This is a genomic window from Streptomyces sp. NPDC056452, from assembly GCF_042796085.1.
Taxonomy (GTDB): domain Bacteria; phylum Actinomycetota; class Actinomycetes; order Streptomycetales; family Streptomycetaceae; genus Streptomyces.
The window spans coordinates 375,418-401,348 of record NZ_JBHTRI010000001.1; the positions used below are offsets into that span (position 1 = coordinate 375,418).

The following is a 25,931-nucleotide window of genomic DNA, read 5'->3' on the forward strand; positions in this document are numbered from 1 at the left end:
CTCAACAACCTTCAGTGGTACGTAATTCAAATGACGAAGCGGCGGCACCCCCGCACAGGGTGCCGCCGCTTCCGGGTTTTCCGGAGCCGCCGTCGGATCGGTGAGGGTACGGATGATCCGCCGGCGGCCACGGAGTCGTGGTCGCAGGTGTCAGCCGGCCGGTGGTGCGCTCAGCGGCTGTCGCTGCCCTTCGAACCGGCAGCGGCGCGGCCCGCCTCGAGCCTCGCCACCGGGATACGGAACGGCGAGCAGGAGACGTAGTCCAGGCCCACCTCGTGGAAGAAGTGCACGGACTCCGGGTCGCCGCCGTGCTCACCGCAGACACCGAGCTTGAGGTCCGGCCGGGTGGCCAGGCCGGCCTCCACGGCGCTGCGCACGAGCGCGCCGACGCCGTCCTTGTCGATCGTCTCGAACGGCGACACCCCGAAGATGCCCTTCTCCAGGTACGCGGTGAAGAACGAGGCCTCCACGTCGTCGCGGGAGAAGCCCCACACCGTCTGGGTGAGGTCGTTCGTACCGAAGGAGAAGAACTGCGCGGCCTCGGCGATCTGACCGGCGGTCAGCGCGGCGCGGGGCAGCTCGATCATCGTGCCGATGGTCAGCTTCAGCTCGGTACCGGTGGCCGCCTCGACCTCGGCGATCACCTGGTCGGCCTCCTCGCGGACGATCTCCAGCTCCTGGACCGTGCCGACGAGCGGAATCATGATCTCGGCGCGCGGGTCGCCCTTCGCGTTCTTGCGCTGCGCCGCCGCTTCGGCGATCGCGCGGACCTGCATCGCGAACAGACCCGGGATGACCAGGCCGAGACGGACCCCGCGCAGACCCAGCATCGGGTTCTGCTCGTGCAGCTTGTGCACGGCCTGCAGAAGGCGCAGGTCGTTCTCGTTGGCGTCCTTGCGGGACTCGGCGAGCGCGACCCGTACGGAGAGCTCCGTGATGTCGGGCAGGAACTCGTGCAGCGGCGGGTCGAGCAGCCGGACGGTGACGGGCAGCCCGTCCATCGACTCGAACAGCTCGATGAAGTCGGCCTTCTGGAGCGGCAGGAGCGCGGCCAGGGCGTCCTCTCGCTCGTCGTCGGTGTCCGCGAGGATCAGCTTCTCGACCATCTCGCGGCGCTCGCCGAGGAACATGTGCTCGGTGCGGCACAGGCCGATGCCCTGGGCGCCGAAGCGACGGGCCCGCGAGGCGTCCTCGGCGTTGTCCGCGTTCGCCCGTACCCGCAGACGGCGTACCCGGTCGGCGTACGCCATGATCCGGTGCACGGCGGCGACGAGCTCGTCGGCATCGTCGGCGCCCGCGTGCATGCGGCCCTCGAAGTACTCGACGACCGGGGACGGCACGACGGGGACCTCACCGAGGTAGACCTTGCCGGTGGAGCCGTCGACCGAGACGAGGTCGCCCTCCTCGACGACCGTGTCGCCGACGGTGAGCCTGCGGCGCTTGGTGTCGACCTCGATCTCCTCGGCGCCGCAGACACAGGTCTTGCCCATGCCGCGTGCGACGACGGCGGCGTGCGAGGTCTTGCCGCCGCGCGAGGTGAGGATGCCTTCGGCGGCGATCATGCCGTCGAGGTCGTCGGGGTTGGTCTCCCGGCGGATGAGGATGACCTTCTCGCCGGACCGCGACCACTTGACCGCGGTGTACGAGTCGAAGACGGCCTTTCCGACGGCCGCACCCGGCGACGCGGCGATGCCGCGGCCCAGGAGCACGGTGCTGGCCGCGTCGTCGAAGCGCGGGAACATCAGCTGCGCGAGCTGGGCGCCGTTGACGCGCTGGAGCGCCTCGGCCTCGTCGATGAGGCCCTGGTCCACGAGCTGGGTGGCGATCCGGAAGGCGGCACCGGCGGTGCGCTTGCCGACCCGGGTCTGGAGCATCCAGAGCTGACCGCGCTCGATGGTGAACTCGATGTCGCAGAGATCCTTGTAGTGGGTCTCCAGCGTCTCCATGATCTTCATCAGCTGGTCGTACGACGCCTTGTCGATCGACTCCAGATCGGCGAGCGGAACCGTGTTGCGGATGCCCGCCACGACGTCCTCGCCCTGCGCGTTCTGCAGGTAGTCGCCGTACACGCCCTGGTGGCCGCTGGCCGGGTCACGGGTGAAGGCGACGCCCGTACCCGAGTCGGGACCCAGGTTGCCGAAGACCATGGAGCAGATGTTGACGGCCGTGCCGAGGTCGCCGGGGATGCGCTCCTGGCGGCGGTACAGCTTCGCCCGGTCCGTGTTCCACGAGTCGAAGACGGCCTTTATGGCCAGGTCCATCTGCTCGCGCGGGTCCTGCGGGAAGTCGCGTCCGGCATCCCGGTTGACGATCTTCTTGAACTGCTTGACCAGCTTCTTGAGGTCGCCCGCGTCGAGGTCCACGTCGACGGTGACGCCCTTGGCCTCCTTCGCCGCCTCCAGCGCCTCCTCGAAGAGGTCGCCGTCGACCCCGAGGACCGTCTTGCCGAACATCTGGATGAGGCGGCGGTACGAGTCCCAGGCGAAGCGCTCGTCGCCCGACTGGGCGGTGAGCCCGACGACCGAGGCGTCGGAGAGGCCGATGTTGAGGACCGTGTCCATCATGCCCGGCATCGAGAACTTGGCGCCGGAGCGGACCGAGACCAGCAGCGGGTCGTCGGCCTGGCCGAGCTTCTTGCCCATCCGCTGCTCGAGCGCCGTGAGGTGCGCACTGACCTCGTCGCGCAGCTCGGCCGGCTCGTCACCGCTGTCGAGGTAGACCTTGCACGCCTCGGTGGTGATGGTGAAGCCGGGAGGGACCGGCAGCCCGAGATTGGTCATCTCGGCGAGGTTTGCACCCTTGCCGCCCAGAAGGTCCTTGAGCTCCTTGTTGCCCTCGGTGAAGTCGTAGACGAACTTCTGGGGATCTTTGTTTTCCGACACGGGTCTCGACTCCTCGAGGACGCGGTGGCTGCCCTGACGGCGAGGAACATACCCAGATCGAAGGTGTCTCGGTACGTCCACTTGCGCGTCATGAGGTCTCAACCACCCGTCCGCCAGCAGATCGAAAGTGATGCGGGAGGTCAGCCGGACGGGTGTCCTCGTTCACCTCTTGAACCAATCACTACCCAGAGCGCTCAAGAATTGCTCATTCGGCGACAGAGAGTAGCGGTTGTGTCGATCGATCAAAGTAAAGTCGCCTGGCACCCAGTGCCATCCTTTGAGAAGTACAGCATGCGAAAGAGTGCTCATCTGAGCCACTCGATCCTCAAGGGTGGCGAGAATCACGCCCCCGAGCCCGCTCAGATGTCATGATCCGGACGCCGAAGAGACGGCGAACCGTCACCCAGCGATCATCTTGCTATCGCAGAGCGTGAACCTGGGCCGTCGAAGGACCGCTCGCACGCCACGCGCACGCTCACCACGCGTCGAATCTCGCCGGATCACACTCAAAAGCCCGCTCATACGAGCGGGCCAGAAAGCTGGGCACTCCGTGCCCCTTGCTGCGGTGCTCAGCCCCCGGAGGTGTCCAGCTCCGCGTCGGCGCTCACACCCGCGCAGTCGTAGGGGTCCTTGAGCCAGCCGTCGGGCAGCGCCACGCGGTTGTTGCCGGACGTACGCCCGCGAGGGCCGTCCGCGCCGTCCGGCCACGGCTGGTCCAGCTCCAGCTCCTGCAGCTGGCCGCCGAGCTCCTCCAGGGAGGAGGTGACCGCCAGCTTCCTGCGCATCTCCGAGCCGACCGCGAAGCCCTTGAGGTACCAGGCCACGTGCTTACGGAAGTCGATCACGCCCCGGGTCTCGTCGCCGATCCACTCCCCCAGCAGCGTCGCGTGGCGCAGCATGACGTCCGCGACCGCGCGCAGGGCCGGCGCCTGCCTGGTCTCCGTCCCCTCGAAGGCGCTGACGAGGTCGCCGAAGAGCCAGGGCCGCCCGAGGCAGCCTCGGCCGACGACCACGCCGTCGCAGCCCGTCTCGCGCATCATCCGCAGGGCGTCGTCCGCGCACCAGATGTCCCCGTTGCCGAGGACGGGGATCTCGGGGACGTGCTCCTTGAGGCGCGCGATCGCGTCCCAGTCCGCCGTGCCGCCGTAGTGCTGGGCGGTGGTCCTGCCGTGCAGGGCGACGGCGGTGATGCCCTCCTCGACGGCGATACGCCCCGCGTCGAGGTAGGTCATGTGGTCCTCGTCGATGCCTTTGCGCATCTTGATGGTGACCGGCAGATCGCCCGCGCCGGCCACGGCCTCGCGGAGGATCGCCCGCAGCAGGGGCCGCTTGTACGGGAGCGCCGAGCCGCCGCCCTTGCGGGTGACCTTGGGGACGGGGCAGCCGAAGTTGAGGTCGATGTGGTCGGCGAGGTCCTCCTCGACGATCATGCGGACCGCCTTGCCGACGGTCACCGGGTCCACTCCGTACAGCTGGATGGAGCGCGGGGTCTCGCTCGCGTCGAAGTGGATGAGCTGCATGGTCTTCTCGTTGCGTTCGACCAGCGCCCGGGTGGTGATCATCTCGCTGACGAACAGCCCCTTGCCGCCGGAGAACTCACGGCACAGGGTGCGGAACGGGGCGTTGGTGATGCCGGCCATGGGGGCGAGCACGACCGGCGGCTGCACGGTGTGCGGGCCGATCCTGAGCAGCGGGAGGGCAGGGGCGAGCGTGGTCATCCATCCATTGTCGCGTACGCGGGACGGGGCTCGGGATGCCGTCGGTTCAGACTGCCGCCGGAGACAGGGCCAGCAGGCGTTCGAGCCCCTGCCGGGACTCCTCGTCCGCGGGGACGTACGTCACGAGGCGGGGGCCCGCCGACGGGCCGAGCCAGAGGTCGGTGTGGTCGAGGCGGAGGAGCCCCACCCGGGCGTTGCGGAACAGCTTGGTCCGCCCTCCGGGGCCCACGACCTCGTGCCGGGCCCAGATCTCGCCGAACTCCGGGGAGGCGGCCTCCAGGCGGCTCAGCAGCGTCTTCCAGGCCGGCTCGGCCAGGTGCTCCGCCATGGCACCGCGGAACTTGGCCGCCATCACCCGGCGCATCTCCGCCAGGTCGACCACGGAGGCGCGCCAGTCCTCGTTGGTGTAGGCGAGGAGCATGCAGTTGCGGTCCTCGGGAGCGACGGCGTCCAGGTCGCACAGCAGCCGCCCGTAGGTGCGGTTGTAGGCGAGGATGTCGTACCTGCTGTTCTGGATGCAGGCCGGGTACGGCTCCAGCTGCGTGAGCAGTGCTTCGAGCGCCGGGGTGACTCCGGCGCAGCGGGAGCCCGGCGCGGGGTCGACGGCTCCGGCGAGGGCGAAGAGGTGGGAGCGCTCGCTGGGGTCCAGCAGCAGTGCGCGGGCCAGCGCGTCGAGGACCTGCGGGGACACATGGATGTCGCGGGCCTGCTCCAGCCACGTGTACCAGGTGACCCCGACGGCGGAGAGCTGTGCCACCTCCTCGCGGCGCAGGCCGGGGGTGCGCCTGCGGGGGCCGCGGGGCAGGCCCGCCTGCTCGGGGGTGATCCGCTCACGGCGGCTGCGCAGGAACCCCGCGAGTTCGTGCCGCCTGATGTCGGTCTCGGGAGCCTCGGTCACCATCGTCATACCCCCAGCGTGCCGAACGGCCCGGCGGTCTGCCAGGTGCTGCTTCTACCAGGATAAAGACACTCTGGTACCAGGCTGGGATCAGGTCCATCGTCGTTGACGTGAGTGAATCCCCTGTACTGACCAAGACACCCGCCGCCACCGGCACACCCGTGGGGCGGCACGACCACACCACGCCCGTGCTCGGCCGGCTCGGTCTGTTCACGGTGCTGCTCGGCGCGGCGCTGCCCCTCATCGACTTCTTCATCGTCAACGTCGCCCTGCCCACCATCGACCACGACCTGGCCGCGGGCCCCGCCCTGCTGGAACTGGTCGTCGCCGGGTACGGGCTCTCGTACGCCGTGCTGCTCGTCCTCGGCGGGCGACTGGGCGACATGGCGGGGCGGCGCAGGCTCTTCCTCATCGGAATGGCGGCCTTCGGGCTCACCTCGCTCGCCTGCGGGCTGGCTCCGGACGCCTGGACGCTCGTCGGGGCCAGGGTCGCGCAGGGTGCCGCCGCGGCGCTGATGCTGCCGCAGGTGCTCGCCACCATCCAGGCGGCCACCGCGGGACACCGCCGGGCCCGGGCCATGAGCCTGTACGGGGCGACGGCCGGCCTGTCGATGGTCGCGGGCCAGATCCTCGGCGGCGTCCTCGTCTCCGCCGCCCCGCTGTCGTCGGTGTTCGGCGAGAGCGCGGGCTGGCGGTCGGTGTTCCTGGTGAACGTGCCGGTGGCCGTGGTGGGTCTGGTCCTGGCCGCCCGCTCCGTGCCGGAGACCCGCTCGGAACGGCCCGCCCCCGTCGACGTACCGGGCACGCTGCTCCTGGCCCTGTCGCTGGTGACGCTGCTGGCCCCGCTGACCGAGGGGCGTGCGGCGGGCTGGCCGCTGTGGACCTGGGTCTCGCTGGCGCTGTTCCCCTTCACCGCGTTCGCCTTCTACCGCGTGGAGCAGCGGGCCGACGCGCGCGGGCAGATCCCGCTGGTGCCGCCGAGCCTGCTGCGGCTGGAGTCGCTGCGGCGCGGTCTGACTCTGGTGGTGCCGTTCTCGATCGGCTTCGGCGGCTTCATGTTCGTCATCGCGGTGGCCCTCCAGCAGGGGCTGAGGATGGGCCCGGCGGCGGCGGGGCTGTCGCTGGCGCCCATGGCCGCGGCCTTCTTCGCGGCCTCGCTGGCCGGTCCCCGGCTGGTACGCCGGTTCGGCAGCCGGGTCGTGACGGCCGGCGGGATCATCCAGGGCGTGGGCGTCGTGGTGCTGGCGCTCGCCGTGTGGCGGGGCTGGCCGGACCTCGGACTGCTGGGGCTGCTGCCGGGTGTCGCGACCGCCGGGCTGGGGCAGGGGCTGCAGCTGCCCGTCCTGTTCCGCATCGTGCTGTCCGACGTACCCGCCGAGCGGGCCGGGGTGGGCGGCGGAGTGATGACGACGACGCAGCAGGCCGCACTGGCGCTGGGGGTGGCGACGCTCGGGACGCTGTTCCTCGCGCTGGCGCCGGGTGCGGGGATGCGCGACGCGCTCGTGGCGACGCTGCTGGTGCAGCTGGCGGCGGTCGTGCTGACGACCCTGCTGAGCCTGCGGCTGCCCCGTGCCGTCGGGTGAGGAACGAGGTGGGCCCGGATCACCGTGGTGATCCGGGCCCACTGTCGTACCGGTGTGTCAGCTCTGTGCCGACTGGCCGTCCTGCTCCGGGGAGGCGTCGGCCTGGGCGGAGCCGGAGCCCTCGGCGCGCTCACGCATCTTGCGCACCAGCTCCTGCTTCTGTTCGGCCGCGGTCCGGCGGTCGGCGTTGCGCGCGGGGCCCGCGCCCTGCTGCTCGGCGCGGGACAGCTTCTTGCGCTGTCCGCCCACACCGAGGAGGTTGTTGCGGCTCTTGGCCACGGGGTTCTCCCATTCGTGGTGAGAAGTGAGTCTGAAGAGATCAGCGATCTCAGGGATCGATTCGGTGGGCGACGGGCCCGCGGGCCCGTCGCGCTCTCACTCGTAGATCTGGAAGAACGAAGACATACCGAAAAAGGTACCCCGGCCCGGAGCGACTCATCACCCGATTTTCGGCCGCGGGGCGGGACCCGGATCAGGCGCTCGGGTCGACCGTCGCCTGGTGGGACTCGGCGAGGTGCTCCTCGGCCTTCAGCCACGGCAGGAACTGCGCGCCCTTGCGCCACCCGCAGGTGTCGCAGGTCAGCTGCCTCTGCATCCCCGACTTCCGGACGTGGACCACGTGTTCACGTCCGTGCTGGTCCCATCTGCTGACCTTGCTCGTGGTCATGGACGGCATCCTGGCCTCCTGTGGACGAGTGCGCCCAGTGTGCACGAAGCCCCCGGCTCCCTGCGCGGGAACCGGGGGCTTCGTTATGAAGCTGCGCGCGCTCAGCAGCCCAGCAGGCGGGAGCCGAGGTAGCCCTGGATCTGGTCCAGGGAGACGCGCTCCTGCTTCATGGTGTCGCGCTCGCGCACGGTCACCGCGTTGTCGTCGAGGGTGTCGAAGTCGACGGTGACGCAGAACGGCGTACCGATCTCGTCCTGACGCCGGTAGCGGCGGCCGATGGCGCCCGCGTCGTCGAACTCGATGTTCCAGTTCTTCCGCAGGTCCGCGGCGAGGCCCTTGGCCTTGGGCGACAGCTGCGGGTTGCGGGACAGCGGCAGGACCGCGACCTTGACCGGCGCCAGGCGCGGGTCGAGACGCATCACGGCGCGCTTCTCCATGACGCCCTTGGCGTTGGGGGCCTCGTCCTCGTTGTAGGCGTCGAGGAGGAAGGCCAGCAGCGAACGGCCGACACCGGCCGCCGGCTCGATGACGTACGGCGTGTAGCGCTCGCCCTTCTCCTGGTCGAAGTAGGACAGGTCCGTACCGGAGGCCTTGGAGTGCGCCTTCAGGTCGAAGTCCGTGCGGTTGGCGACGCCCTCGAGCTCGCCCCACTCGCTGCCGCCGAAGCGGAAGCGGTACTCGATGTCAGCGGTGCGCTTGGAGTAGTGGGAGAGCTTCTCCTGCGGGTGCTCGAACCACCGCATGTTCTCCTCGCGCATGCCCAGGCCGGTGTACCAGTTCCAGCGCTGCTCCATCCAGTACTCCTGCCACTGCTCGTCCTCGCCCGGCTTGACGAAGAACTCCATCTCCATCTGCTCGAACTCGCGCGTGCGGAAGATGAAGTTGCCCGGAGTGATCTCGTTCCGGAAGGACTTGCCCATCTGCGCGATGCCGAACGGCGGCTTCTTGCGCGAAGTCTGCTGCACCTGACCGAAGTTGGTGAAGATGCCCTGGGCGGTCTCGGGACGCAGGTAGGCGACGGAGCCGGAGTCCTGGGTCGGGCCGAGGTGCGTGGAGAGGAGGCCCGAGAACTGCTTGGGCTCGGTGAACGTGCCCTTGTTGCCGCAGTTGGGGCAGTTGAGGTCGGCCAGGCCGTTGACGGGCGGCTTGCCGTGCTTCTCCTCGTACGCCTCCTCCAGGTGGTCGGCGCGGTAGCGCTTGTGACAGGAGGTGCACTCGGTGAGCGGGTCGGAGAAGGTGGCGACATGGCCGGAGGCGACCCAGACCTCGGGGGCCAGGATGACCGAGGAGTCAATGCCGACCACGTCCTCGCGCGAAGTGACCATGTAGCGCCACCACTGGCGCTTGAGGTTCTCCTTCAGCTCGACGCCCAGCGGCCCGTAGTCCCAGGCGGCCTTCTGGCCCCCGTAGATCTCACTGCAGGGGTAGACGAAGCCACGGCGCTTGCTCAGGCTGACGATGGTGTCGATCTTGTCGGCGGCCACGGTGCTCTCTTCATTGCGACGGCGAGGGATGGCGAATGCTTCAGATTACCGGCGGGCGCACCCCTTGGATCAAATCGGCAGGGGGTTAACGGGATCCGGACTGTGATCCGGGCATCTCATCGGCCTTGTTGACAATCGTTTCCACTTTTGTTGAAAATGACTGTCATGAACGTACGCCGCCTCATACCCACGACCGCCGTCGCCGGAGCAGTCGCCCTCGGCCTCACCGCGCTCTCCGCATGCTCCTCCTCCGACGCGGCCGACCATGCGAGCGGCGACAAGCTGAACGTGGTGGCGTCCTTCTACCCGATGCAGTTCCTGGCCGAGAGGATCGGTGGAACGCACGTCTCGGTCACCCAGCTGACGAAGCCGGGCGTCGAGCCGCACGACCTGGACCTCACCCCGCGCCAGATCGGCGGACTGAGCGACGCCGACTACATCCTGTTCCTCAAGGGCGTCCAGCCGGCCGTCGACGACGCGGTCGGCCAGGCCGGCGTCGAGAACACCGTGGACGCGGCGGAGCTCACCACGCTCGAGAACCACGGCGCCGAGGTCGAGGGTCACGACCACGGCGACGAGGAGGGCGAGGAGCACGCTCACGAGGGCGAGGAGGCGGGCGCCGACCCGCACATCTGGCTGGACCCGGTGAAGTACGCGGAGGTCGCCAAGGGTGTCGGCACGTCCCTGGAGAAGGCGGACCCCGGCCACGCCGCGGACTACCGCAAGAACACGGACGCCCTGGTCACCGAGTTGAACGCGCTGAACACGGCCTACGAAACCGGGCTGAAGAACACGGCGACCAAGACCTTCATCACCACCCACTCCGCCTTCGGATACCTCGCCGAGCGCTACGGCCTCACCCAGGAGGGCATCGCCGGCATCGACCCCGAGGCCGAGCCCAGCCCCGCCCGGATCAACGAGATCCACTCCGTCGCGTCGAAGAACAAGGCCACCACCGTGTTCTTCGAGACGCTCGCCAGCGACAAGACCGCCAAGACGCTGGCGAAGGACCTCGGACTGAAGACCGACGTCCTGGACCCGCTGGAGGGAATCACCGACTCCTCCAAGGGCGCTGACTACCTCGAGGTCATGAAGTCCAACCTGGCCGCGCTGCAGAAGGCTCTCGGCGCGAAGTGACCCCCACCCCGCCCGTACCAGTCGCATCGGAGGCGCTCATGCCCGAGCCCAGCAAGCCCGAACCCGTGATCAGCATGCGCGGAGCCACGGCGACGCTCGGTGCGCGCCCCGTGCTGCGCGGCGTCGATCTCACCGTTCAGCGCGGTGAGGTCGCCGCGCTGCTCGGCGCCAACGGATCGGGCAAGTCCACGGCCGTGCGCTCCGTCATCGGCCAGGTCCCGCTCACCGGCGGCACCGTCGAACTGTTCGGCACCCCGCTGCGCCGCTTCCGCGCGTGGTCCCGCGTCGGCTACGTACCGCAGCGCACCACGGCGGCCGGCGGCGTCCCCGCCACGGTCCGCGAGGTCGTCTCCTCCGGGCGCCTGTCGCGTACGAAGCTGAGGCTGCCGGGCAAGGCGGACCGGGCGGCCGTCGACCGTGCCATCGAGCTCGTCGGACTCGCCGACCGGGCCAAGGACTCCGTGAACGCCCTCTCCGGCGGGCAGCACCAGCGGGTCCTGATCGCCCGCGCGCTGGCCGCCGAGCCGGAACTGCTGATCATGGACGAACCGATGGCAGGCGTCGATCTGGCCAGCCAGGAGATCCTCGCCGCGACGCTGCGCGAGCAGGTCGCCGCCGGTACGACGGTGCTGCTCGTCCTGCACGAGCTCGGCGCGCTGGAGCCGCTGATCGACCGGGCGATCGTGCTGCGCGACGGCTGCGTGACGCACGACGGACCGCCCCCCGAGGCCCTGGGCCAGCACGCGCTGCCCGGCCACGACCACGTACACCCCCACGCGGCCTCCGAGCCCGTCCGGACGGGACTGCTGACCTGATCATGGAATTCCTCACACCCCCCTTCATGCAGCGGGCCCTGATCGCGGCCGTCCTGGTCGGGATCACCGCCCCCGCCATCGGCATCTTCCTGGTCCAGCGCCGCCAGGCCCTGATGGGCGACGGCATCGGGCACATCGCGATGACCGGTGTCGGTCTCGGCTTCCTGCTCTCCGCCAGCCCCATCTGGATGGCCACGCTCGTCGCCGTCGCGGGCTCGGTCGTCATGGAGCTGATCCGCTGGTACGGACGCACCCGCGGCGACATCGCCCTGGCCATGCTGTTCTACGGCGGCATGGCGGGCGGGGTGATGCTGATCAACCTGTCCGACACCGGCTCCAACGCCAACCTCACCTCGTTCCTCTTCGGCTCCCTGTCGACGGTCTCCGAGGAGGACGTCCGCGCGATCGTCGTGCTGGCCGCCTTCGTGGTGCTGGTGACGGTGGGGCTGCGGCGGCAGCTGTTCGCGGTCAGCCAGGACGAGGAGTTCGCCCGGGTCACCGGTCTTCCGGTGCGGGCGCTCAACCTGCTGGTCGCCGTGACGGCGGCGGTGACGGTCACCGTGGCGATGCGGGTCGTCGGTCTGCTGCTGGTCAGCGCGCTGATGGTGGTCCCGGTCGCGGCGGCGCAGCAGATCTCGAAGTCCTTCAAGGTGACGTTCGTCCTGGCCGTCGTCATCGGTACGGCCGTGACCCTGACCGGCACGGTGACCTCGTACTACCAGGACGTGCCGCCCGGCGCGACGATCGTGCTGCTGGCCATCGCCGTGTTCATCGCGCTCACCGCGCTCGCCGCACCGCTGGCCCGCAGACGCGCCCGTGAACGCGGAGCGGACGGGTCCGAGTGCACCCTGGAGGTACCGAAGGCCCGCACGGCCACGGACGACGTCCATGTCTGATGTGTCGACCGTGCCGCCGGTACGGGCTGGCACAATGGCCCGACATACGTACGGGCGACATGAGGAGGCACCTGTGGCCACGGCGCCGATCAGTGGCACGAACGCGGCCCCGGTACGCGGCCGGTCCACCAAGCAGCGGGCGGCGGTCGCCGCGGCGCTGGACGAGGTGGACGAGTTCCGCAGCGCCCAGGACCTGCACGATGTGCTCAAGCACCGGGGCGACTCGGTCGGGCTGACGACGGTCTACCGCACCCTGCAGTCCCTCGCCGACGCGGGCGAGGTCGACGTCCTGCGGACGACGGACGGCGAGGCCGTCTACCGGCGCTGTTCGACGGGGGACCACCACCACCATCTGGTGTGCCGGATCTGCGGCAAGGCCGTCGAGGTCGAGGGACCTGCCGTGGAGCAGTGGGCCGAGACGATCGCCTCGCAACACGGCTATGTGAACGTGGCCCACACGGTGGAGATCTTCGGCACCTGCGCGGAGTGCGCGTCACCCGCCGAGTAGGCCGTCCGCCCCGGAGGTCTACCGGGGCTCCCGGAGGACTCAGACCCTCGTCAGGTGGCGGTCGAGTATCCCGCGCAGCCGGTCGACCGCTGCCGGGCCGTCGGCCCCGCGTTTGGCGATCAGGGTCACCGCGGTGGCGTTGCGGTCGTCACTGAGCAGGACGAAGAGCTCGTCGGTCTCCAGGTACCGCGGCTGCGCGGCCCAGCCGACGGAGCCGCTGGAGTGGTCCATGGTCACGGTCAGGCCGTCCTCGTCCACCCGGACGCGGGACTCGCCCTGCCGCTTGACATAACCCCACACCTGACGGGCCGTCAGCCATGGAGCCAGGAACATCAGCGGGCCGGTGATGCCCGCCAGCGCGTACATCGGCAGCGGGAAGTCGACGCCGAGGCCCGCCTCCAGTGCCACCAGCAGGGCCGCCAGCGCCAGCAGCAGCCATCCGAGCAGCCGGTGACGTCTGGCCCTCCGCGCTGACCCTGCCGCGGGCGCGCAGCGCGCTCGTGCAGTCCCGGGCGGTCAGCCGGAATCTCAGCTCGACCGCCCCCCGCTCCACGACGTCCGGTTCCTGCGGCACGGCCCCTCCCCCTGCTCGACGGGCCATGATCGTACAGACCGGTCAGACGGCCGGGCCCTGTCCGGTCGCCGCCTCTTCCTCGGCCCCGCCGAAACGGCGGTCGCGCCGGGCGAACTCCAGGCAGGCGCGCCACAGGTCACGGCGGTCGAAGTCCGGCCACAGGACGTCCTGGAAGACCATCTCGGCGTACGCGCTCTGCCAGATCAGGTAGTTGGACGTGCGCTGCTCGCCGCTGGGGCGCACGAAGAGGTCGACGTCCGGCATGTCCGGGTAGTAGATGTACTTCGCGAACGTCTTCTCGTTGACCTTCGACGGGTCGAGCTTCCCTGCCGCGACGTCCTGCGCGATGCGCTGCGCGGCGTCGGCGATCTCGGCCCGGCCGCCGTAGTTGACGCAGAAGTACAGCGTCATCCTGTCGTTGTCCTTCGTCTGCTCCTGGGCGACCTGGAGCTCCTGGACGACGGACTTCCACAGCTTCGGCATGCGGCCGACCCAGCGGATCCGGATGCCGAGCTCGTCCATCTCGTCGCGCCGGCGGCGGATGACGTCGCGGTTGAAGTTCATCAGGAACTTCACCTCGTCCGGCGAGCGCTTCCAGTTCTCGGTGGAGAAGGCGTACAGCGAGAGGTTCTTGACGCCCATCTCGATGCAGCCCTTGAGGACGTCCATGACGACGCCCTCGCCGACCTTGTGGCCCTCGGTGCGCGGGAGGCCCCGCTCCTTGGCCCAGCGGCCGTTGCCGTCCATCACGACCGCGACGTGCTTGGGGACCAGGTCGCCGGGGATCTTCGGCGGGGTGGCGCCGGAGGGGTGCGGCTCGGGGGTCTTGTACTCGCGCCGGCTACGGCCACCGAGAATCCCGCGTACTGCCATGAGCTCTCTCGTCTCCCTGTGTCACTTCTCTACGTACCGCAGCGAGCGCAGCCCGCGCTCCAGATGCCAGTGCAGGTAGGCGGACACCAGCCCGCTGCCCTCCCTGACATGACGCGCCTCGGACGCGTCCGCCGTCTCCCAGTCGCCGGTGAGCAGTGCGCTCAGCAGCTCGAGGGCCTCCGCTGAGGGTACGACGCTGCCGGGTACCCGGCAGTCGCCGCATATGACGCCGCCCGCCGCGACGGAGAAGAACCGGTTCGGACCGGGCATTCCGCACTTGGCGCAGTCGTCGAAGCTGGGTGCGTAGCCGTTGACGGCGAGGGAACGCAGCAGGAACGCGTCGAGGATGAGGTTCGGCGCGTGCTCGGCCCGCGAGAGGGTGCGCAGCCCGCCCACCAGCAGCAGGTACTGCTGGACCGCGGGCTCGCCCTCGTGGTCGGTGAAGCGCTCGGCGGTCTCCAGCATCGCGGTGCCCGCGGTGTAGCGGCCGTAGTCGGAGACGATGCCGCCGCCGTACGGGGCGATCGTCTCGCTCTGGGTGCACAGGGGAAGACCGCGGCCGATCAGTTCGCTGCCGCGTGCGAAGAACTGCACGTCCACGTGGGAGAAGGGTTCGAGCCGCGCCCCGAACTTGGACTTGGTGCGCCGCACCCCGCGCGCGACGGCACGCACCCGCCCGTGGCCGCGGGTCAGGATCGTGATGATCCGGTCGGCCTCGCCCAGCTTCTGCGTACGCAGCACGACGCCGTCGTCCCGGAACAAGCTCATGCGCCCATTGTCGCCCACCGGGACGGCGGTCCGTCGGCGGTCCTCATTCCTGGTGGCCCGCGGGTACGACGAGGCCCGACTCGTAGGCGATGATCACGAGTTGTGCCCGGTCCCGGGCGCCCAGCCTGCCCATGATCCTGCTCACATGCGTCTTGGCGGTGAGCGGGCTGAGCCCCAGGGTCTCGGCGATCTCCGTGTTGTTCAGTCCGCGCGCGACGAGGCCGAGAACCTGCCGCTCGCGGTCCGAGAGACGGTCCGGGCCGCCGGTCGCCGCGGTGACCGGCGGCCGGGGAGCGCTGAGCACCCGGGCGATGAGCCGCGCGGTCGGGCCCGGGGAGAGCAGCGCCTCGCCCGCGGCCACCGTCCTGATGGCGGCGAGGAGCTCGGCGGGCCGGGTGTCCTTGACCAGGAAGCCGGACGCGCCCGCTCGCAGTGCCTCCACGACGTGGTCGTCGGTGTCGTACGTCGTCAGCACGAGCACCTTGACCCCGGCGAGGTCCTCGTCGGCGGCGATGCGGCGGGTGGCCTCGATGCCGTCGAGCTCGGGCATGCGGATGTCCATGACGACGAGGTCGGCCCGTGCCGAGCGGGCCTTCTCGACCGCCTCCAGGCCGGTGCCGGCCTCGGCGACGACGGTCATGTCCGGGTCGGACCCGACGAGCATCGCGAAGGCGGCCCTGACGAGGGTCTGGTCGTCGGCGAGCAGGACCCGGATCATCGCGCGGTCTCCCCTGTGTCGGTGGTGACGGCCGCACGCTCCGCGTCGTGCGGTCCGGACGGCGAGCCGTCCCGGGGCCCGGGCAGCGGCAGCACCGCCGCGACTTCGAAGCCGCCCCCGGGAAGGGGTCCCACGGCCAGTGTGCCGCCCGAACTGCGTGCCCGTTCCCGCATCCCCACGATGCCGAATCCGGGCCCGGAGCCGCCCGTCCCGGAGCTTTCCCGCCCCGCGCCGTCGTCGGTGACCGTGACCCGCAGGGCGCCACTGCCGGGATCCGGTCCCACGGCGACCCGGATCCGTACCCCCGGCCCCGCGTGCCGCACGGCGTTCGTCAGCGACTCCTGCACGATCCGGTACGTGGCGGCACCGGTCGCCGGGGCGATCCCCTCCGCCGGGTCCCGTACGGAGAGCTCCACCGTCGCTCCCGCCGCCTCGGCGGCCCGTACGAGACCGGGCAGGGCGACCAGGCCGGGAAGCGGCCCGTCGTTCTCGTGGGAGTCCGCGCGCAGGACCTGGAGGGTGGTGCGCAGCTCCGCGCGGGCCTCCCTGCAGGTCCCGGCGATGTCGTCGAGGGCCCGCGCGACGGCTTCGCGGTCCAGGCGCTCCGGGTCGACGGTCAGGATGTGTGAGGCCACGGAGGTCTGCACCCCGATGACGGTGATGCTGTGGGCCAGGAGGTCGTGCAGGTCGCGTGCGATCCGCAGCCGCTCCTCGGTGACTCTGCGCCTGGCCTCCTCCTCCCTGGTGCGCTCGGCCCGTTCGGCGCGCTCCACCACGGAGGCGACGTACCGGCGGTAGAACCGCACGTCCACGCCGAAGAACAGCACGGCGATGATCCAGCCGGAGATCCGCAGCAGTTCGAGCCCCTGGTGGGCGTCGATGGCCGACACGACGGACACCATCGCGCCGAGCACGACGCCGCCGGTGATCAGGGTGCGCAGGGGACGGCCGGTCACCGCCACGGTGTAGAGCACGATGAAGGTCTGCGGCATCGGTGCCGTGTGGGCGTTGTCCATCCCGTGGTACGCCATGAGGACCGGGATCATCGCGAGCAGGACGACGACGGGGTTGCTGCGTCGCCACACCAGCGGCACGGCACTGGCCAGGAGCAGGGCCCAGCCGACCGCGTCGGGGGCCCTTCCGTCGTCGGTGACGAGCCCGAGCACGACGGACAGCGCACCGGCGCCCCCCGCGATGAGGGCGTCGGTGCGCAGCTTGTGCGGCGCGTCCATGGGGTCGCGGTTGACGACGGCCAGGACGCGCTCGCCGCGGCGCGTGGTTCGGGTTGCGGACACGCTGCCATCCTCGGTCAGTTGCGCGGTTCCCGTCAGCGGGTCGCTGTGAGTTCCGGTGTGCGGGGGCGGTCCGCGGCCGGCCTGCGGCCGAGTGCTCCCGGCCACCACACCCGGTGCCCCAGAGCCACACTCGCCGAGGTCACCAGGTAGGTGCGGACCAGGAAGGTGTCCAGGAGCACACCGACGGCGATGACGAAGCCCATCTCGACCAGGGCCGTCATCGGCATGCTCGTGAGCACGCCGAAGGTGGCGGCGAGCACCAGCCCCGCCGAGGCGATGACCCCGCCTGTGGTGCGCAGGGCGGTGAGCGCGGCGGCCGTCTGTTCGGCTCCGGAGAGGCATTCCTCCCTCATCCGGTGCAGGAGGAAGATCCCGTAGTCGACGCCGAGCGCCACCAGGAAGACGAAGGACAGCAGGGGGAGTCCGGGGTCGGTGCCCTCGAGGCCGAGGAGCGGCTCGAAGACGAGTCCCGCGATACCGAGCGAGGCCCCCCAGACCGCGACGACGGCGGCGACGAGCAGCAGCGGGGCGACGAGGCTCCGCAGCAGCACGACCAGGATCAGCAGGACGGAGAGGATGACGAGCGGCACGACGAGCTTCAGGTCGCGGGCGCTGGTCTTCTCCAGGTCCATCTGCTGGGCGCTGGGCCCGCCCACGTGACTGCCCTCCAGAACGCTGCGCAGGGCCTCGATGGTGGCCTGCTCCCCTGCCGACTCGGGCGGGTCCTGGGCGGTGACGGACAGCTCGGTCCAGCCGCCGCCGCTGCGGCCGCGCTCGGCGGCGGCGACGCCGTCGGTCGTACGGGCCGCGGCCAGCGTGTCGTCCGCCCGGCCGGTGGGGGTGATCACGGTGATCGGCTGGGTGGAGCGCTCGGGGTAGGCGCTGGAGAGGGTCTCCATCGCGGTGATCGACTCGGGCTTGGTGGTGAAGGAGTCCTCCTGTTTGAGGTCGCCCGGCATGCTGAACACGCCGAGCGCGAGTGCGCCGAGCAGTACCCCTCCGGAGACGAGCACGGCGACCGGCCTGCGTCCGGCGGAGCTGCCCATGGCGGCGAAGAGCGACCGGCGCTGCCTGGGCGTGCTGCCGTACGCGGGAACGAGCGGCCAGAAGACGCGGCGGCCCATGAGCACGAGGAGCGCCGGCAGCAGGGTCATCATGGCGAAGAGGGCGCACAGCACACCGACGGCCGCGATGGGGCCCATGCCCCGGCTGCTGTTGAGGTCGGCGGCGAGCAGGCACAGGAGCCCGGCCGCGACGGTGCCCGAGGAGGCGACGACAGCGGGCCCGCAGCCGCGCAGGGCGGCGGCCATGGCGTCGCGGGGCAGTGCCCGGCGGCCCAGTTCCTCGCGGTAGCGGGCCACGAGGAGCAGGGCGTAGTCGGTGCCCGCGCCGAAGACCAGGATCGTCATCACGCCCGAGCTCTGACCGCTGACGGTGATGTCGAAGCCCTGGTTGAGCCCGTACACCACCGCCATCGACAGGAAGTCGGCGAGCCCGGCGACGATCAGGGGCACCAGCCACAGGAACGGGCTGCGGTAGATCAGGATCAGCAGGATCGCGACCACGGCGACGGTCGTGTAGAGCAGCGGACCGTCCAGGGACCCGTAGACCTCCTGGGCGTCGGTCATCAGCGCCCCGGGGCCGCCGACCTCGACGCTCAGCCCACCGCTTCCCTCGGCGGTCCCTCGCACCTCGTCGACGAACGCGGCCCTGGCTTCCTCGTCCTGGCCCGGCTCGGTCGAGGAGACCGGGAACATCAGGGTCGTGCCGTCCTCGGACACAATGCCCCGAGGGGTGGAGACGAGTGTGTGGTCGCGTGCGACCGCGGCGGTCTGTTCGCCGGCCGTGGCCCGGTCGGCCGCGGTCAGTCCGCCGTCCCGGTGGTAGACGAGGACGAGGTCGGTGGACTCGCCGCCGGGCAGCGTGTCCTGGATCTTCGCGACCTGGGTGGAGTCGGCGCCCGCCGGCAGATAGTCGACGGCACGGTCGCGCTGTACGTCGCCGAGACTGCCCGCGAACGGCCCCACGACGGCCATCAGCGCGACCCAGAAGGCGACGATCACCCAGGGCACCGCCTGGCGCAGCCGTGACCTGGGCCCGGGCTGCGGTCGCCCGTCGCTCATTTCCGTTTCGGCCCTCATGACGGGGCCCTCCCCTCCTGGACGGTGTCGGTCCAGTCCAGACTCCCGTCCGGGGAAGGCCGATTCGTCGCACGCGGGAGGGACATCACCGCTACTGCCGGGGGTGGCCCACGGCGTCCGTTACTCCCTGGGGAGTACGGCGGCTCCGGGGCCTACGACGGCGTGCGGGCGGCTGCCGCGAGCAGTTCGGCGGTGTCGCCGGGGCAGAGCTGGAGCGCGCCGCCCACCGTCGTCAGCACCTCGCGTTCGGCAGGGCTGTACGGGCCGTCGGCGAGCGCGATCCTGGCGCCCTGCAGCAGGACCGTCTCGCGTCCGGCCACGGCCAGGTGCGGGGCGAGCGGCTTCAGCACCTCGTGCAGTTCGATGGCCAGGGCGGCGCCGCAGGCCTCGGCCGCGGGGTCGGTGCCATCGCCGTGCCCGGTGTCCGCCGCGAGCACCTCGACGATGGTGAAGAGCTGTTCCTGGGTGCAGTCGTCGAGTCCGGCGTCGCGGACGGTGGCCGCCGCGGCCTCCAGGACCGTACGGGAGGTGGTTCCGCCCGCGGCGAGCACGGCGAGGGTGACGGTGTGCACGGCTTCCCGGAGCATGGCGGAGAACCGGGTGGTGGTGGGGTGCTCGAGGGTGTCGGTCGGGAAGTGGGCCCGGCAGGCCGCGCATTCGATCACGGGGCCGGTGCCGCCGCGCCGCAGCAGCGGCAGGCCGAGCACGGTGAAGCGGTTGCGTCCGGTGAGACGCCGGTAGTTGCGGTCGCCTCCGCATCCGGGGCAGAAGAACTCGCCGTCGCCCGTGGTGTCCCATACGGTGCGGATGCCGCAGATACGCAGTCTTATGGCGCGTTGTCCTTTGGCTGACCGCACGTCGCACACCTCCGTAACGCTCCGGCAACATTGCCGCGTTGGACGTGATGTTAGCCACATGCGTGATGTGGCGTCAGTATCCCGGATGTCACAACACCCGGAGATGGCCGAACCCCGCCCACCCTCGGCGGGTGGACGGGGCTCCTGAACCGGGTGGTTCCGCGACTTCTCGGACGTATCTCCGAAGGGTCGGCGGAGCCGTCAGCGCGTCGCGCGGTTGACCGCGGAGACGACCGCCTTGAGCGAGGCGCGCGTGGTGTTGGCGTCGATGCCGATGCCCCACAGCACCTTGCCGTCGATCGCGCACTCGATGTAGGAGGCGGCCTGGGCGCTCGCGCCCTCGCTCATCGTGTGCTCGGTGTAGTCCAGCAGACGCGCGTCGATGCCGATGGCCTGCAGCGCTTCGAAGAACGCGGAGATCGGACCGTTGCCGGTACCGGTCAGCACGGTGTCCGAGCCGTCGACGGTCGCCTGGACGGTGAGCGTGTCCTTGCCGTCCGTGTCGGTCGTCGTCTGGCCGGAGCGGATCTGTACGCGTCCCCAGGCGTTCTCCGGGTTGGGCAGGTACTCGTCCTGGAACGTCGACCAGATCTGGTTCGGCGTGACCTCGCCGCCCTCGGCGTCGGTCTTGGCCTGAATGATCCGGGAGAACTCGATCTGCATCCGGCGCGGCAGGTCCAGCTTGTGGTCGTTCTTCAGGACGTAGGCGATTCCGCCCTTGCCGGACTGCGAGTTGACCCGGATGACGGCCTCGTACGAGCGGCCGACGTCCTTCGGGTCGATCGGCAGGTACGGCACCGCCCACTCGATGTCGTCGACGGTCTTCCCCTGGGAGGCGGCGTCGGCCTCCATGGCGTCGAAGCCCTTCTTGATGGCGTCCTGGTGGGAGCCGGAGAAGGCGGTGTAGACCAGGTCGCCCGCGTAGGGGTGGCGCGGGTGGACCTCCATCTGGTTGCAGTACTCGGACGTGCGGCGGATCTCGTCGATCTGCGAGAAGTCGATCTGCGGGTCGACACCCTGGGAGAACAGGTTCATGCCCAGCGTGACCAGGTCGACGTTCCCGGTGCGCTCGCCCTGGCCGAACAGGCAGCCCTCGATGCGGTCGGCGCCCGCCATGATCGCCAGTTCGGCGGCGGCGACTGCGGTGCCGCGGTCGTTGTGCGGGTGGACCGACAGGCAGACGTACTCGCGGCGGCTCAGGTTGCGGGACATCCACTCGAACCGGTCCGCGTGCGTGGACGGCGTCGAACGCTCCACGGTGGCGGGCAGGTTCAGAATGATCTCGCGGCCCTCCTCCGGCTGCCAGACGTCGCAGACGGCCTCGCAGACCTCCAGGGCGAAGTCCAGCTCGGTGTCGGTGAAGATCTCCGGGCTGTACTGGTAGCCGAAGATCGTCTCGTCGCCCAGGATCTTGTCCGCGTACTCCATGACCAGCCGGGTGCCGTCCACCGCGATCTGCTTGACCTCCTCCTTCGAGCCGCGGAAGACCACACGGCGGAAGGTGGGTGCGGTGGCGTTGTACAGGTGGACGGTGGCGCGGCGGGCGCCGACCAGCGACTCGACGGTCCGCTCGATCAGTTCCTCGCGGGCCTGCGTCAGGACGGAGATCGTCACGTCCTCGGGGATCGCGCCCTCTTCGATGATGGAGCGCACGAACGCGAAGTCGGTCTCGCCGGAGGACGGGAAGCCGACCTCGATCTCCTTGTAGCCCATGCGTACGAGCAGGTCGAACATCTCGCGCTTGCGGGCCGGGGACATCGGGTCGATCAGTGCCTGGTTGCCGTCGCGCAGATCGGTGGACAGCCAGCGGGGCGCCCGGGTGACCCGGTTGTCCGGCCACGTGCGGTCGGAGATGTCCACCGCCTCGTACCCGCGGTACTTGTGGACCGGCATCCCGGACGGCTTCTGGAGCTGCGTCGCGTTGGTGACCGGAGTGGGCCCGTTGACGGGGGCGGCTGCGTCGTCGGCGTTCACGGATTCAGCAGCGTTCGCAGCGGGATTTACGGCAGTCATGGCGTAGGGCTCCTCGGAGGTCCAGCAGGGGCGGCCGACTGTGTCGCTGCAACAGCGAACTCCGCGGGGAGGGAGCCGGCCTACGACTACAGGCCCTCGCCGCGGCAGCTAAGAAGGAGCAGCCCGAAACGCATGATGCGGCAAGACTAACCGAGAGGCGCCTGATACGTGGGTCCGTATCAGTATGCGGGATCGGATCACCGTGAGGGCAAAACGGTGACTCATCACTCTATTTCGTCAATCACCATCGCAACCAGTGACAGTCCGGTCACGGAGTGCCACAGTCATTTGCATGCAGCCTCGACCGAACAACGGGTTCCACCCCGTCTTCTGCACCATCGTGCCGCCCCATCTCCTCGACAAGCTGTCCCAGGCCGACGACCCGCGCCTGGCCGGCCCCGCACGCCGCACCCTGCGGGCGGACGCGGCCCGGCGCGACCGTCGCCGGATGACCGCGCTGGCCTACACACCGGAGGTCCCCAGCACCTCGGACCCGGTCCCCTCCAAGCCCCACCGGACCCTGTACGACTGCCGCCACGGCACGGACCTGCCGGGCCACAAAGTCCGTGACGAGGGCGACGAGGCCACTCAGGACGCCAGCGTCAACCGTGCGTACGCGGGACTCGGCGCCACCTTCGAGCTGCTGCTCACGGCGTACGGCCGCAGCTCGATCGACGGCAAGGGGCTGCCGCTGATCGGCTCCGTGCACTACGACGAGAAGTACAACAACGCGTTCTTCGACGGCGAGCAGATGGTCTTCGGCGACGGGGACGGCGAGATCTTCCTCGACTTCACCGTCGCCATCGACGTGATCGCCCACGAGCTGGCGCACGGGCTGACCCAGTACACGGCCAACCTGGCGTACCAGGGCCAGTCGGGCGCGCTCAACGAATCGGTGTCCGACGTCTTCGGCTCCCTGGTCAAGCAGTACTCGCTCGGCCAGAGCGCGGAACAGGGTGACTGGCTGATCGGCGCGGGACTGCTCGCGCCCCGTGTCAGCGGGGTCGCGCTGCGCTCGATGAAGGCTCCGGGCACGGCGTACGACGACGATGTCCTCGGCAAGGACCCGCAGCCCGCGTCGATGGACGACTACATCGAGACGGACGAGGACAACGGCGGGGTGCATCTCAACTCCGGCATCCCCAACCGCGCGTTCTACCTGCTGGCCACGGCGCTCGGCGGCAACGCGTGGGAGCGGGCCGGCCAGATCTGGTTCGACGTCCTGACCGGGGGCGCTCTGGCCCAGGACGCGGAGTTCGCGGACTTCGCCCGGCTGACGGTCGCAGCGGCGCGGAGCCGCTTCGGGGAGGGCGACGAGGCGGAGGCGGTGCTCAAGGCGTGGTCGGAGGTCGGCGTTCCGACCAGATGAGCGGGTAGGAACCGGCAGGTACGAGCGGGGCCGTCCGGGCGGATCAGACAGGAGCCGGTGCGCAATGCGGATTCAGGTGAGCCGGACCGGCGGGTTCGCCGGCATCGCACGCCGGGGCGAGGTCGACACCTCGGGGCGGCCCGACGCCGCGGAGTGGGAGGCCCTCGCCCGGGCGGCGCTCGCCGCGGGCCGGGACGATCCGCCCGCGGGCGTGCCGGACGGCTTCCGCTACCGGATCACGGTCGGCGACCGGACCGTCCACTGCGCGGACCCCCGCCTGACCGAGGCGCAGCGCACGCTGATCGCGCGGATCCTCCAGGAGGGCGCGTAGGCCGGGCGGCCCGGAGGGCGCCCGGTCGGCGTGGTGCCGGTGCCGCTCAGAAACCCAGCTTGCGCAGCTGCTTGGGGTCCCGCTGCCAGTCCTTGGCGACCTTCACATGCAGGTCCAGGTAGACCGGCGTGCCCAGCAGCGCCTCGATGTGCTTGCGCGACTTCGTGCCGACGTCCTTCAGCCGCTGGCCCTTGGGGCCGATGATGATGCCCTTCTGGCTGGGGCGCTCGATGTAGACGTTCGCGTGGATGTCGAGCAGCGGCTTGTCCGCGGGGCGGTCCTCGCGGGGCAGCATCTCCTCGACGACGACCGCGATGGAGTGCGGAAGTTCGTCCCGTACGCCTTCGAGCGCGGCCTCCCGGATCAGCTCCGCGACCATGACCATCTCGGGCTCGTCGGTGAGGTCGCCCTCCGGGTAGAGCGGGGGGCTCTCGGGGAGCAGCGGGGCGATCAGGTCGGCCAGCAGGCCGACCTGCTGGTCCTTGACCGCGGAGACCGGGATGATCTCCGCCCACTCGAAGCCGTACTCCTCGCCCGCGCGGGAGACGGCCAGCAGCTGCTCGGCGAGCGCCTTGGACTCGACCAGGTCGGTCTTGGTGATGATCGCGATCTTCGGGGTCTTCCTGATCCCGGCGAGTTCCTTGATGATGTACTTGTCGCCGGGGCCGAGCTTCTGGTCGGCGGGCAGGCAGAAGCCGATGACGTCGACCTCGGCCCAGGTCGTCCGCACGACGTCGTTGAGCCGCTCCCCGAGCAGTGTGCGCGGCTTGTGGAGACCCGGCGTGTCCACCAGGATCAGCTGCGCGTCGGCACGGTGCACGATGCCTCGCACCGTGTGCCGGGTGGTCTGGGGGCGGTTGGAAGTGATCGCCACCTTCTGACCGACCAGAGCGTTCGTGAGGGTGGACTTGCCCGCGTTGGGGCGGCCCACGAAGCAGGCGAAGCCGGCCCGGTGGGGGGCGTTGTTCTCAGCCTGCTGCGCAGCAGCTTCTGTGTTCGGTCGAGCGCTCATGGCGCCCATTCTCCCCGATCCCGGCGGCGGTGTTGCACAGCAGGGCGCATCCGCCCCTGTTCAGCCCGCGGTGACCGTGGTCCGCAGCGTCCCGTCCGGCCCGGCGAGCAGCACGGGCGTGTCGGGTCCGCCCAGGTCACGGACGGCGGCCCGGTCCTCGGCCGAGGGGGCCTCGGCCTGGGAGACGACCGCGGCGGCCTCCAGGGATGTGGCACCGCCGGCCACCGCCATCGCGACGGCGGTCTGCAGCGCACTGAGCTTCAGCGAGTCCAGGGCGACGGTGCCCGCGGCGTACGTACGTCCCGTCTCGTCCCGTACGGCGGCGCCCTCCGGCACTCCGTTGCGGGCGCGGACGCTGCGGGCCAGCGTGACGATCTTGCGGTCCTCGGGTCCGAGGTCGGTGCTGTCGGTCATGTGCTGAGCATACGAAGCGGGAGGGCACCCGCCCCGCAACGGGGTCCGGTCACCCGGGCACGGGGTACATCGAGCCGCGGCGCCCCTCGGGCGAGTCCAGCCACTGGAGCTTGGCCTCCGTACCCGTGTCGGGCAGCGGGGTGTGCAGCACGATCACCAGGTCCGGGCGGGCCGGGACCCGCAGCTGGGTGGACTCCACGCTGAGTGTGCCGACGAGCGGGTGCTGCAGTTCCTTGCGGACCTGGCCGCCGGGGGCGACGTCGCGCTGGTCCCAGAGCGCGGCGAACTCGGTGCTGAGCCTCCTCGCCTCGGCGACGACGGCCCGGAACCCGTCGTCCTCGGGGTGGTCCGAGCAGGCGGCCCGGAACTGCGCGACGACCTGGGACGCGATCAGCTCCCACTGTGTCGACCTGGCCCGGTACACCGGGTCGGTGAAGAAGGCGATCATGCAGTTCTGCACGATGCCGGGACGCATGCCGAGCACCGCCGAAGCCGCGTCGTTGTAGAGCACGGTGTTCCAGTACCGGTCCATGATGTGGGCCGGGAAGGGCATCCAGGCGTCGATGAGCCGGGTGAGGCCGGCGCACATGTCGCGGTCGGCCGGATCGACCTCGGGCGCGGGCGGGTTGAGGCCGGCCAGGACGTAGAGATGGCGGCGTTCCGCGCTGTTGAGCCGCAGCACCCGGGCCACGGAGTCCAGGACCTGGGGCGACACGGTGATGTCGCGGCCCTGCTCCAGCCACTGGTACCAGGAGACGCCGACGCCCGCGAGGACGGCGACCTCCTCGCGGCGCAGCCCGGGGGTACGTCTGCGTGCCCCGCCGTCCGGCAGTCCGGCCTCGGCCGGGGTGACCCTGGCCCTTCGGCTCATCAGGAACTCCCGCAGTTCGGCGAGGCGGTGCGCCTTGTCGCCGGCGATGCTGCGGGCCGTGGTGCTGTTCTGGGCCGGTGAGGCCACGTACTCCCCCTGGTGTCCGT

Annotated in this window: 24 protein-coding genes; 7 read left to right on the top strand and 17 right to left on the bottom strand. The window is 70.4% G+C overall.

What is annotated here, in order from left to right; genetic code table 11:
* Positions 1 to 170: 170 nt before the first annotated feature.
* The 3 genes from ppdK to ACFQ6X_RS01740 form a co-directional block, all read right to left on the bottom strand.
* Complete coding sequence (gene ppdK / locus ACFQ6X_RS01730; protein WP_383174293.1) at positions 171 to 2,882, bottom strand: pyruvate, phosphate dikinase; 2,712 nt, start codon at positions 2,880 to 2,882, stop codon at positions 171 to 173.
* A gap of 569 nt (positions 2,883 to 3,451) precedes the next feature.
* Positions 3,452 to 4,600, bottom strand: coding sequence for a tRNA dihydrouridine synthase DusB (gene dusB, locus ACFQ6X_RS01735; RefSeq protein ID WP_383174296.1), 1,149 nt, complete (start codon positions 4,598 to 4,600; stop codon positions 3,452 to 3,454).
* 46 nt (positions 4,601 to 4,646) lie between these two features.
* Positions 4,647 to 5,507, bottom strand: a complete 861-nt coding sequence (locus ACFQ6X_RS01740; protein WP_383174299.1) for a helix-turn-helix transcriptional regulator — start codon at positions 5,505 to 5,507, stop codon at positions 4,647 to 4,649.
* A 101-nt stretch (positions 5,508 to 5,608) separates the two neighbouring features.
* Here ACFQ6X_RS01740 and ACFQ6X_RS01745 point away from each other — a divergent pair, with 101 nt between their 5' ends.
* The gene (locus ACFQ6X_RS01745; RefSeq protein ID WP_383174302.1) at positions 5,609 to 7,081 is read left to right on the top strand and encodes an MFS transporter; all 1,473 of its coding nucleotides are present in this window, start codon (positions 5,609 to 5,611) and stop codon (positions 7,079 to 7,081) included.
* 57 nt (positions 7,082 to 7,138) lie between these two features.
* On the opposite strand, the gene ACFQ6X_RS01750 is transcribed toward ACFQ6X_RS01745, so the two are convergent.
* From ACFQ6X_RS01750 to ACFQ6X_RS01760, 3 genes are all read right to left on the bottom strand, one after another.
* Complete coding sequence (locus tag ACFQ6X_RS01750) at positions 7,139 to 7,360, bottom strand: DUF6243 family protein (protein WP_383174305.1); 222 nt, start codon at positions 7,358 to 7,360, stop codon at positions 7,139 to 7,141.
* 193 nt (positions 7,361 to 7,553) lie between these two features.
* Entirely contained in the window at positions 7,554 to 7,757 is a 204-nt protein-coding gene (locus ACFQ6X_RS01755) for a hypothetical protein (protein WP_329211258.1), read from the bottom strand.
* A gap of 92 nt (positions 7,758 to 7,849) precedes the next feature.
* Positions 7,850 to 9,232 (bottom strand): glycine--tRNA ligase, encoded by a 1,383-nt coding sequence (locus ACFQ6X_RS01760; protein WP_351175296.1) that lies wholly within the window; start codon positions 9,230 to 9,232, stop codon positions 7,850 to 7,852.
* A 165-nt stretch (positions 9,233 to 9,397) separates the two neighbouring features.
* Here ACFQ6X_RS01760 and ACFQ6X_RS01765 point away from each other — a divergent pair, with 165 nt between their 5' ends.
* The 4 genes from ACFQ6X_RS01765 to ACFQ6X_RS01780 all read left to right on the top strand — a co-directional run bounded on the left by ACFQ6X_RS01765 (position 9,398) and on the right by ACFQ6X_RS01780 (position 12,588).
* Positions 9,398 to 10,369, top strand: a complete 972-nt coding sequence (locus ACFQ6X_RS01765) for a metal ABC transporter substrate-binding protein (RefSeq protein WP_383174309.1) — start codon at positions 9,398 to 9,400, stop codon at positions 10,367 to 10,369.
* A 38-nt stretch (positions 10,370 to 10,407) separates the two neighbouring features.
* Positions 10,408 to 11,184, top strand: coding sequence for a metal ABC transporter ATP-binding protein (locus ACFQ6X_RS01770; protein ID WP_383174313.1), 777 nt, complete (start codon positions 10,408 to 10,410; stop codon positions 11,182 to 11,184).
* Between the two features lie 2 nt (positions 11,185 to 11,186).
* A complete protein-coding gene (locus ACFQ6X_RS01775; protein WP_383174315.1) occupies positions 11,187 to 12,080 on the top strand; it encodes a metal ABC transporter permease in 894 nt (297 codons plus the stop codon).
* Between the two features lie 73 nt (positions 12,081 to 12,153).
* Positions 12,154 to 12,588 carry a Fur family transcriptional regulator gene (locus tag ACFQ6X_RS01780; RefSeq protein WP_383174318.1) on the top strand — a complete coding sequence of 145 codons (435 nt, stop codon included), beginning with the start codon at positions 12,154 to 12,156 and terminating at the stop codon, positions 12,586 to 12,588.
* 39 nt (positions 12,589 to 12,627) lie between these two features.
* Here ACFQ6X_RS01780 and ACFQ6X_RS01785 read toward each other — a convergent pair whose 3' ends face one another.
* The 8 genes from ACFQ6X_RS01785 to leuA all read right to left on the bottom strand — a co-directional run bounded on the left by ACFQ6X_RS01785 (position 12,628) and on the right by leuA (position 21,827).
* Positions 12,628 to 12,996, bottom strand: a complete 369-nt coding sequence (locus ACFQ6X_RS01785) for a hypothetical protein (RefSeq protein ID WP_383174321.1) — start codon at positions 12,994 to 12,996, stop codon at positions 12,628 to 12,630.
* A gap of 208 nt (positions 12,997 to 13,204) precedes the next feature.
* On the bottom strand, positions 13,205 to 14,035 hold the full coding sequence (locus ACFQ6X_RS01790) for an isoprenyl transferase (protein ID WP_383174324.1): 831 nt from the start codon (positions 14,033 to 14,035) through the stop codon (positions 13,205 to 13,207).
* A gap of 21 nt (positions 14,036 to 14,056) precedes the next feature.
* The gene (gene recO, locus ACFQ6X_RS01795; RefSeq protein WP_329211245.1) at positions 14,057 to 14,803 is read right to left on the bottom strand and encodes a DNA repair protein RecO; all 747 of its coding nucleotides are present in this window, start codon (positions 14,801 to 14,803) and stop codon (positions 14,057 to 14,059) included.
* Positions 14,804 to 14,846: 43 nt separating this feature from the next.
* On the bottom strand, positions 14,847 to 15,521 hold the full coding sequence (locus ACFQ6X_RS01800; protein WP_383174327.1) for a response regulator: 675 nt from the start codon (positions 15,519 to 15,521) through the stop codon (positions 14,847 to 14,849).
* Positions 15,518 to 16,753: a sensor histidine kinase gene (locus ACFQ6X_RS01805; protein WP_383174604.1), complete on the bottom strand. Its 1,236-nt coding sequence runs from the start codon at positions 16,751 to 16,753 to the stop codon at positions 15,518 to 15,520. Before ACFQ6X_RS01805 ends, ACFQ6X_RS01800 begins: the two co-directional genes overlap by 4 nt.
* Before the next feature lie 95 nt (positions 16,754 to 16,848).
* Positions 16,849 to 18,939: an MMPL family transporter gene (locus tag ACFQ6X_RS01810; protein ID WP_383174607.1), complete on the bottom strand. Its 2,091-nt coding sequence runs from the start codon at positions 18,937 to 18,939 to the stop codon at positions 16,849 to 16,851.
* Between the two features lie 170 nt (positions 18,940 to 19,109).
* A complete protein-coding gene (locus ACFQ6X_RS01815) occupies positions 19,110 to 19,814 on the bottom strand; it encodes a TerB family tellurite resistance protein (protein WP_383174330.1) in 705 nt (234 codons plus the stop codon).
* A gap of 201 nt (positions 19,815 to 20,015) precedes the next feature.
* Entirely contained in the window at positions 20,016 to 21,827 is a 1,812-nt protein-coding gene (gene leuA / locus ACFQ6X_RS01820; protein ID WP_383174333.1) for a 2-isopropylmalate synthase, read from the bottom strand.
* A gap of 292 nt (positions 21,828 to 22,119) precedes the next feature.
* Between leuA and ACFQ6X_RS01825 the strand changes: the two genes are divergently transcribed.
* Positions 22,120 to 23,196, top strand: coding sequence for a M4 family metallopeptidase (locus ACFQ6X_RS01825; RefSeq protein ID WP_383174336.1), 1,077 nt, complete (start codon positions 22,120 to 22,122; stop codon positions 23,194 to 23,196).
* Positions 23,197 to 23,260: 64 nt separating this feature from the next.
* A complete protein-coding gene (locus ACFQ6X_RS01830) occupies positions 23,261 to 23,527 on the top strand; it encodes a protealysin inhibitor emfourin (RefSeq protein WP_383174338.1) in 267 nt (88 codons plus the stop codon).
* 46 nt (positions 23,528 to 23,573) lie between these two features.
* On the opposite strand, the gene era is transcribed toward ACFQ6X_RS01830, so the two are convergent.
* The 3 genes from era to ACFQ6X_RS01845 are packed head-to-tail and all read right to left on the bottom strand — an operon-like array spanning position 23,574 to position 25,911.
* The gene (gene era / locus ACFQ6X_RS01835) at positions 23,574 to 24,548 is read right to left on the bottom strand and encodes a GTPase Era (protein WP_383174341.1); all 975 of its coding nucleotides are present in this window, start codon (positions 24,546 to 24,548) and stop codon (positions 23,574 to 23,576) included.
* Positions 24,549 to 24,599: 51 nt separating this feature from the next.
* Positions 24,600 to 24,953 carry a cytidine deaminase gene (locus ACFQ6X_RS01840; protein WP_383174344.1) on the bottom strand — a complete coding sequence of 118 codons (354 nt, stop codon included), beginning with the start codon at positions 24,951 to 24,953 and terminating at the stop codon, positions 24,600 to 24,602.
* A gap of 49 nt (positions 24,954 to 25,002) precedes the next feature.
* Positions 25,003 to 25,911 (bottom strand): helix-turn-helix transcriptional regulator, encoded by a 909-nt coding sequence (locus ACFQ6X_RS01845; RefSeq protein WP_383174347.1) that lies wholly within the window; start codon positions 25,909 to 25,911, stop codon positions 25,003 to 25,005.
* Between the last annotated feature and the right edge of the window lie 20 nt (positions 25,912 to 25,931).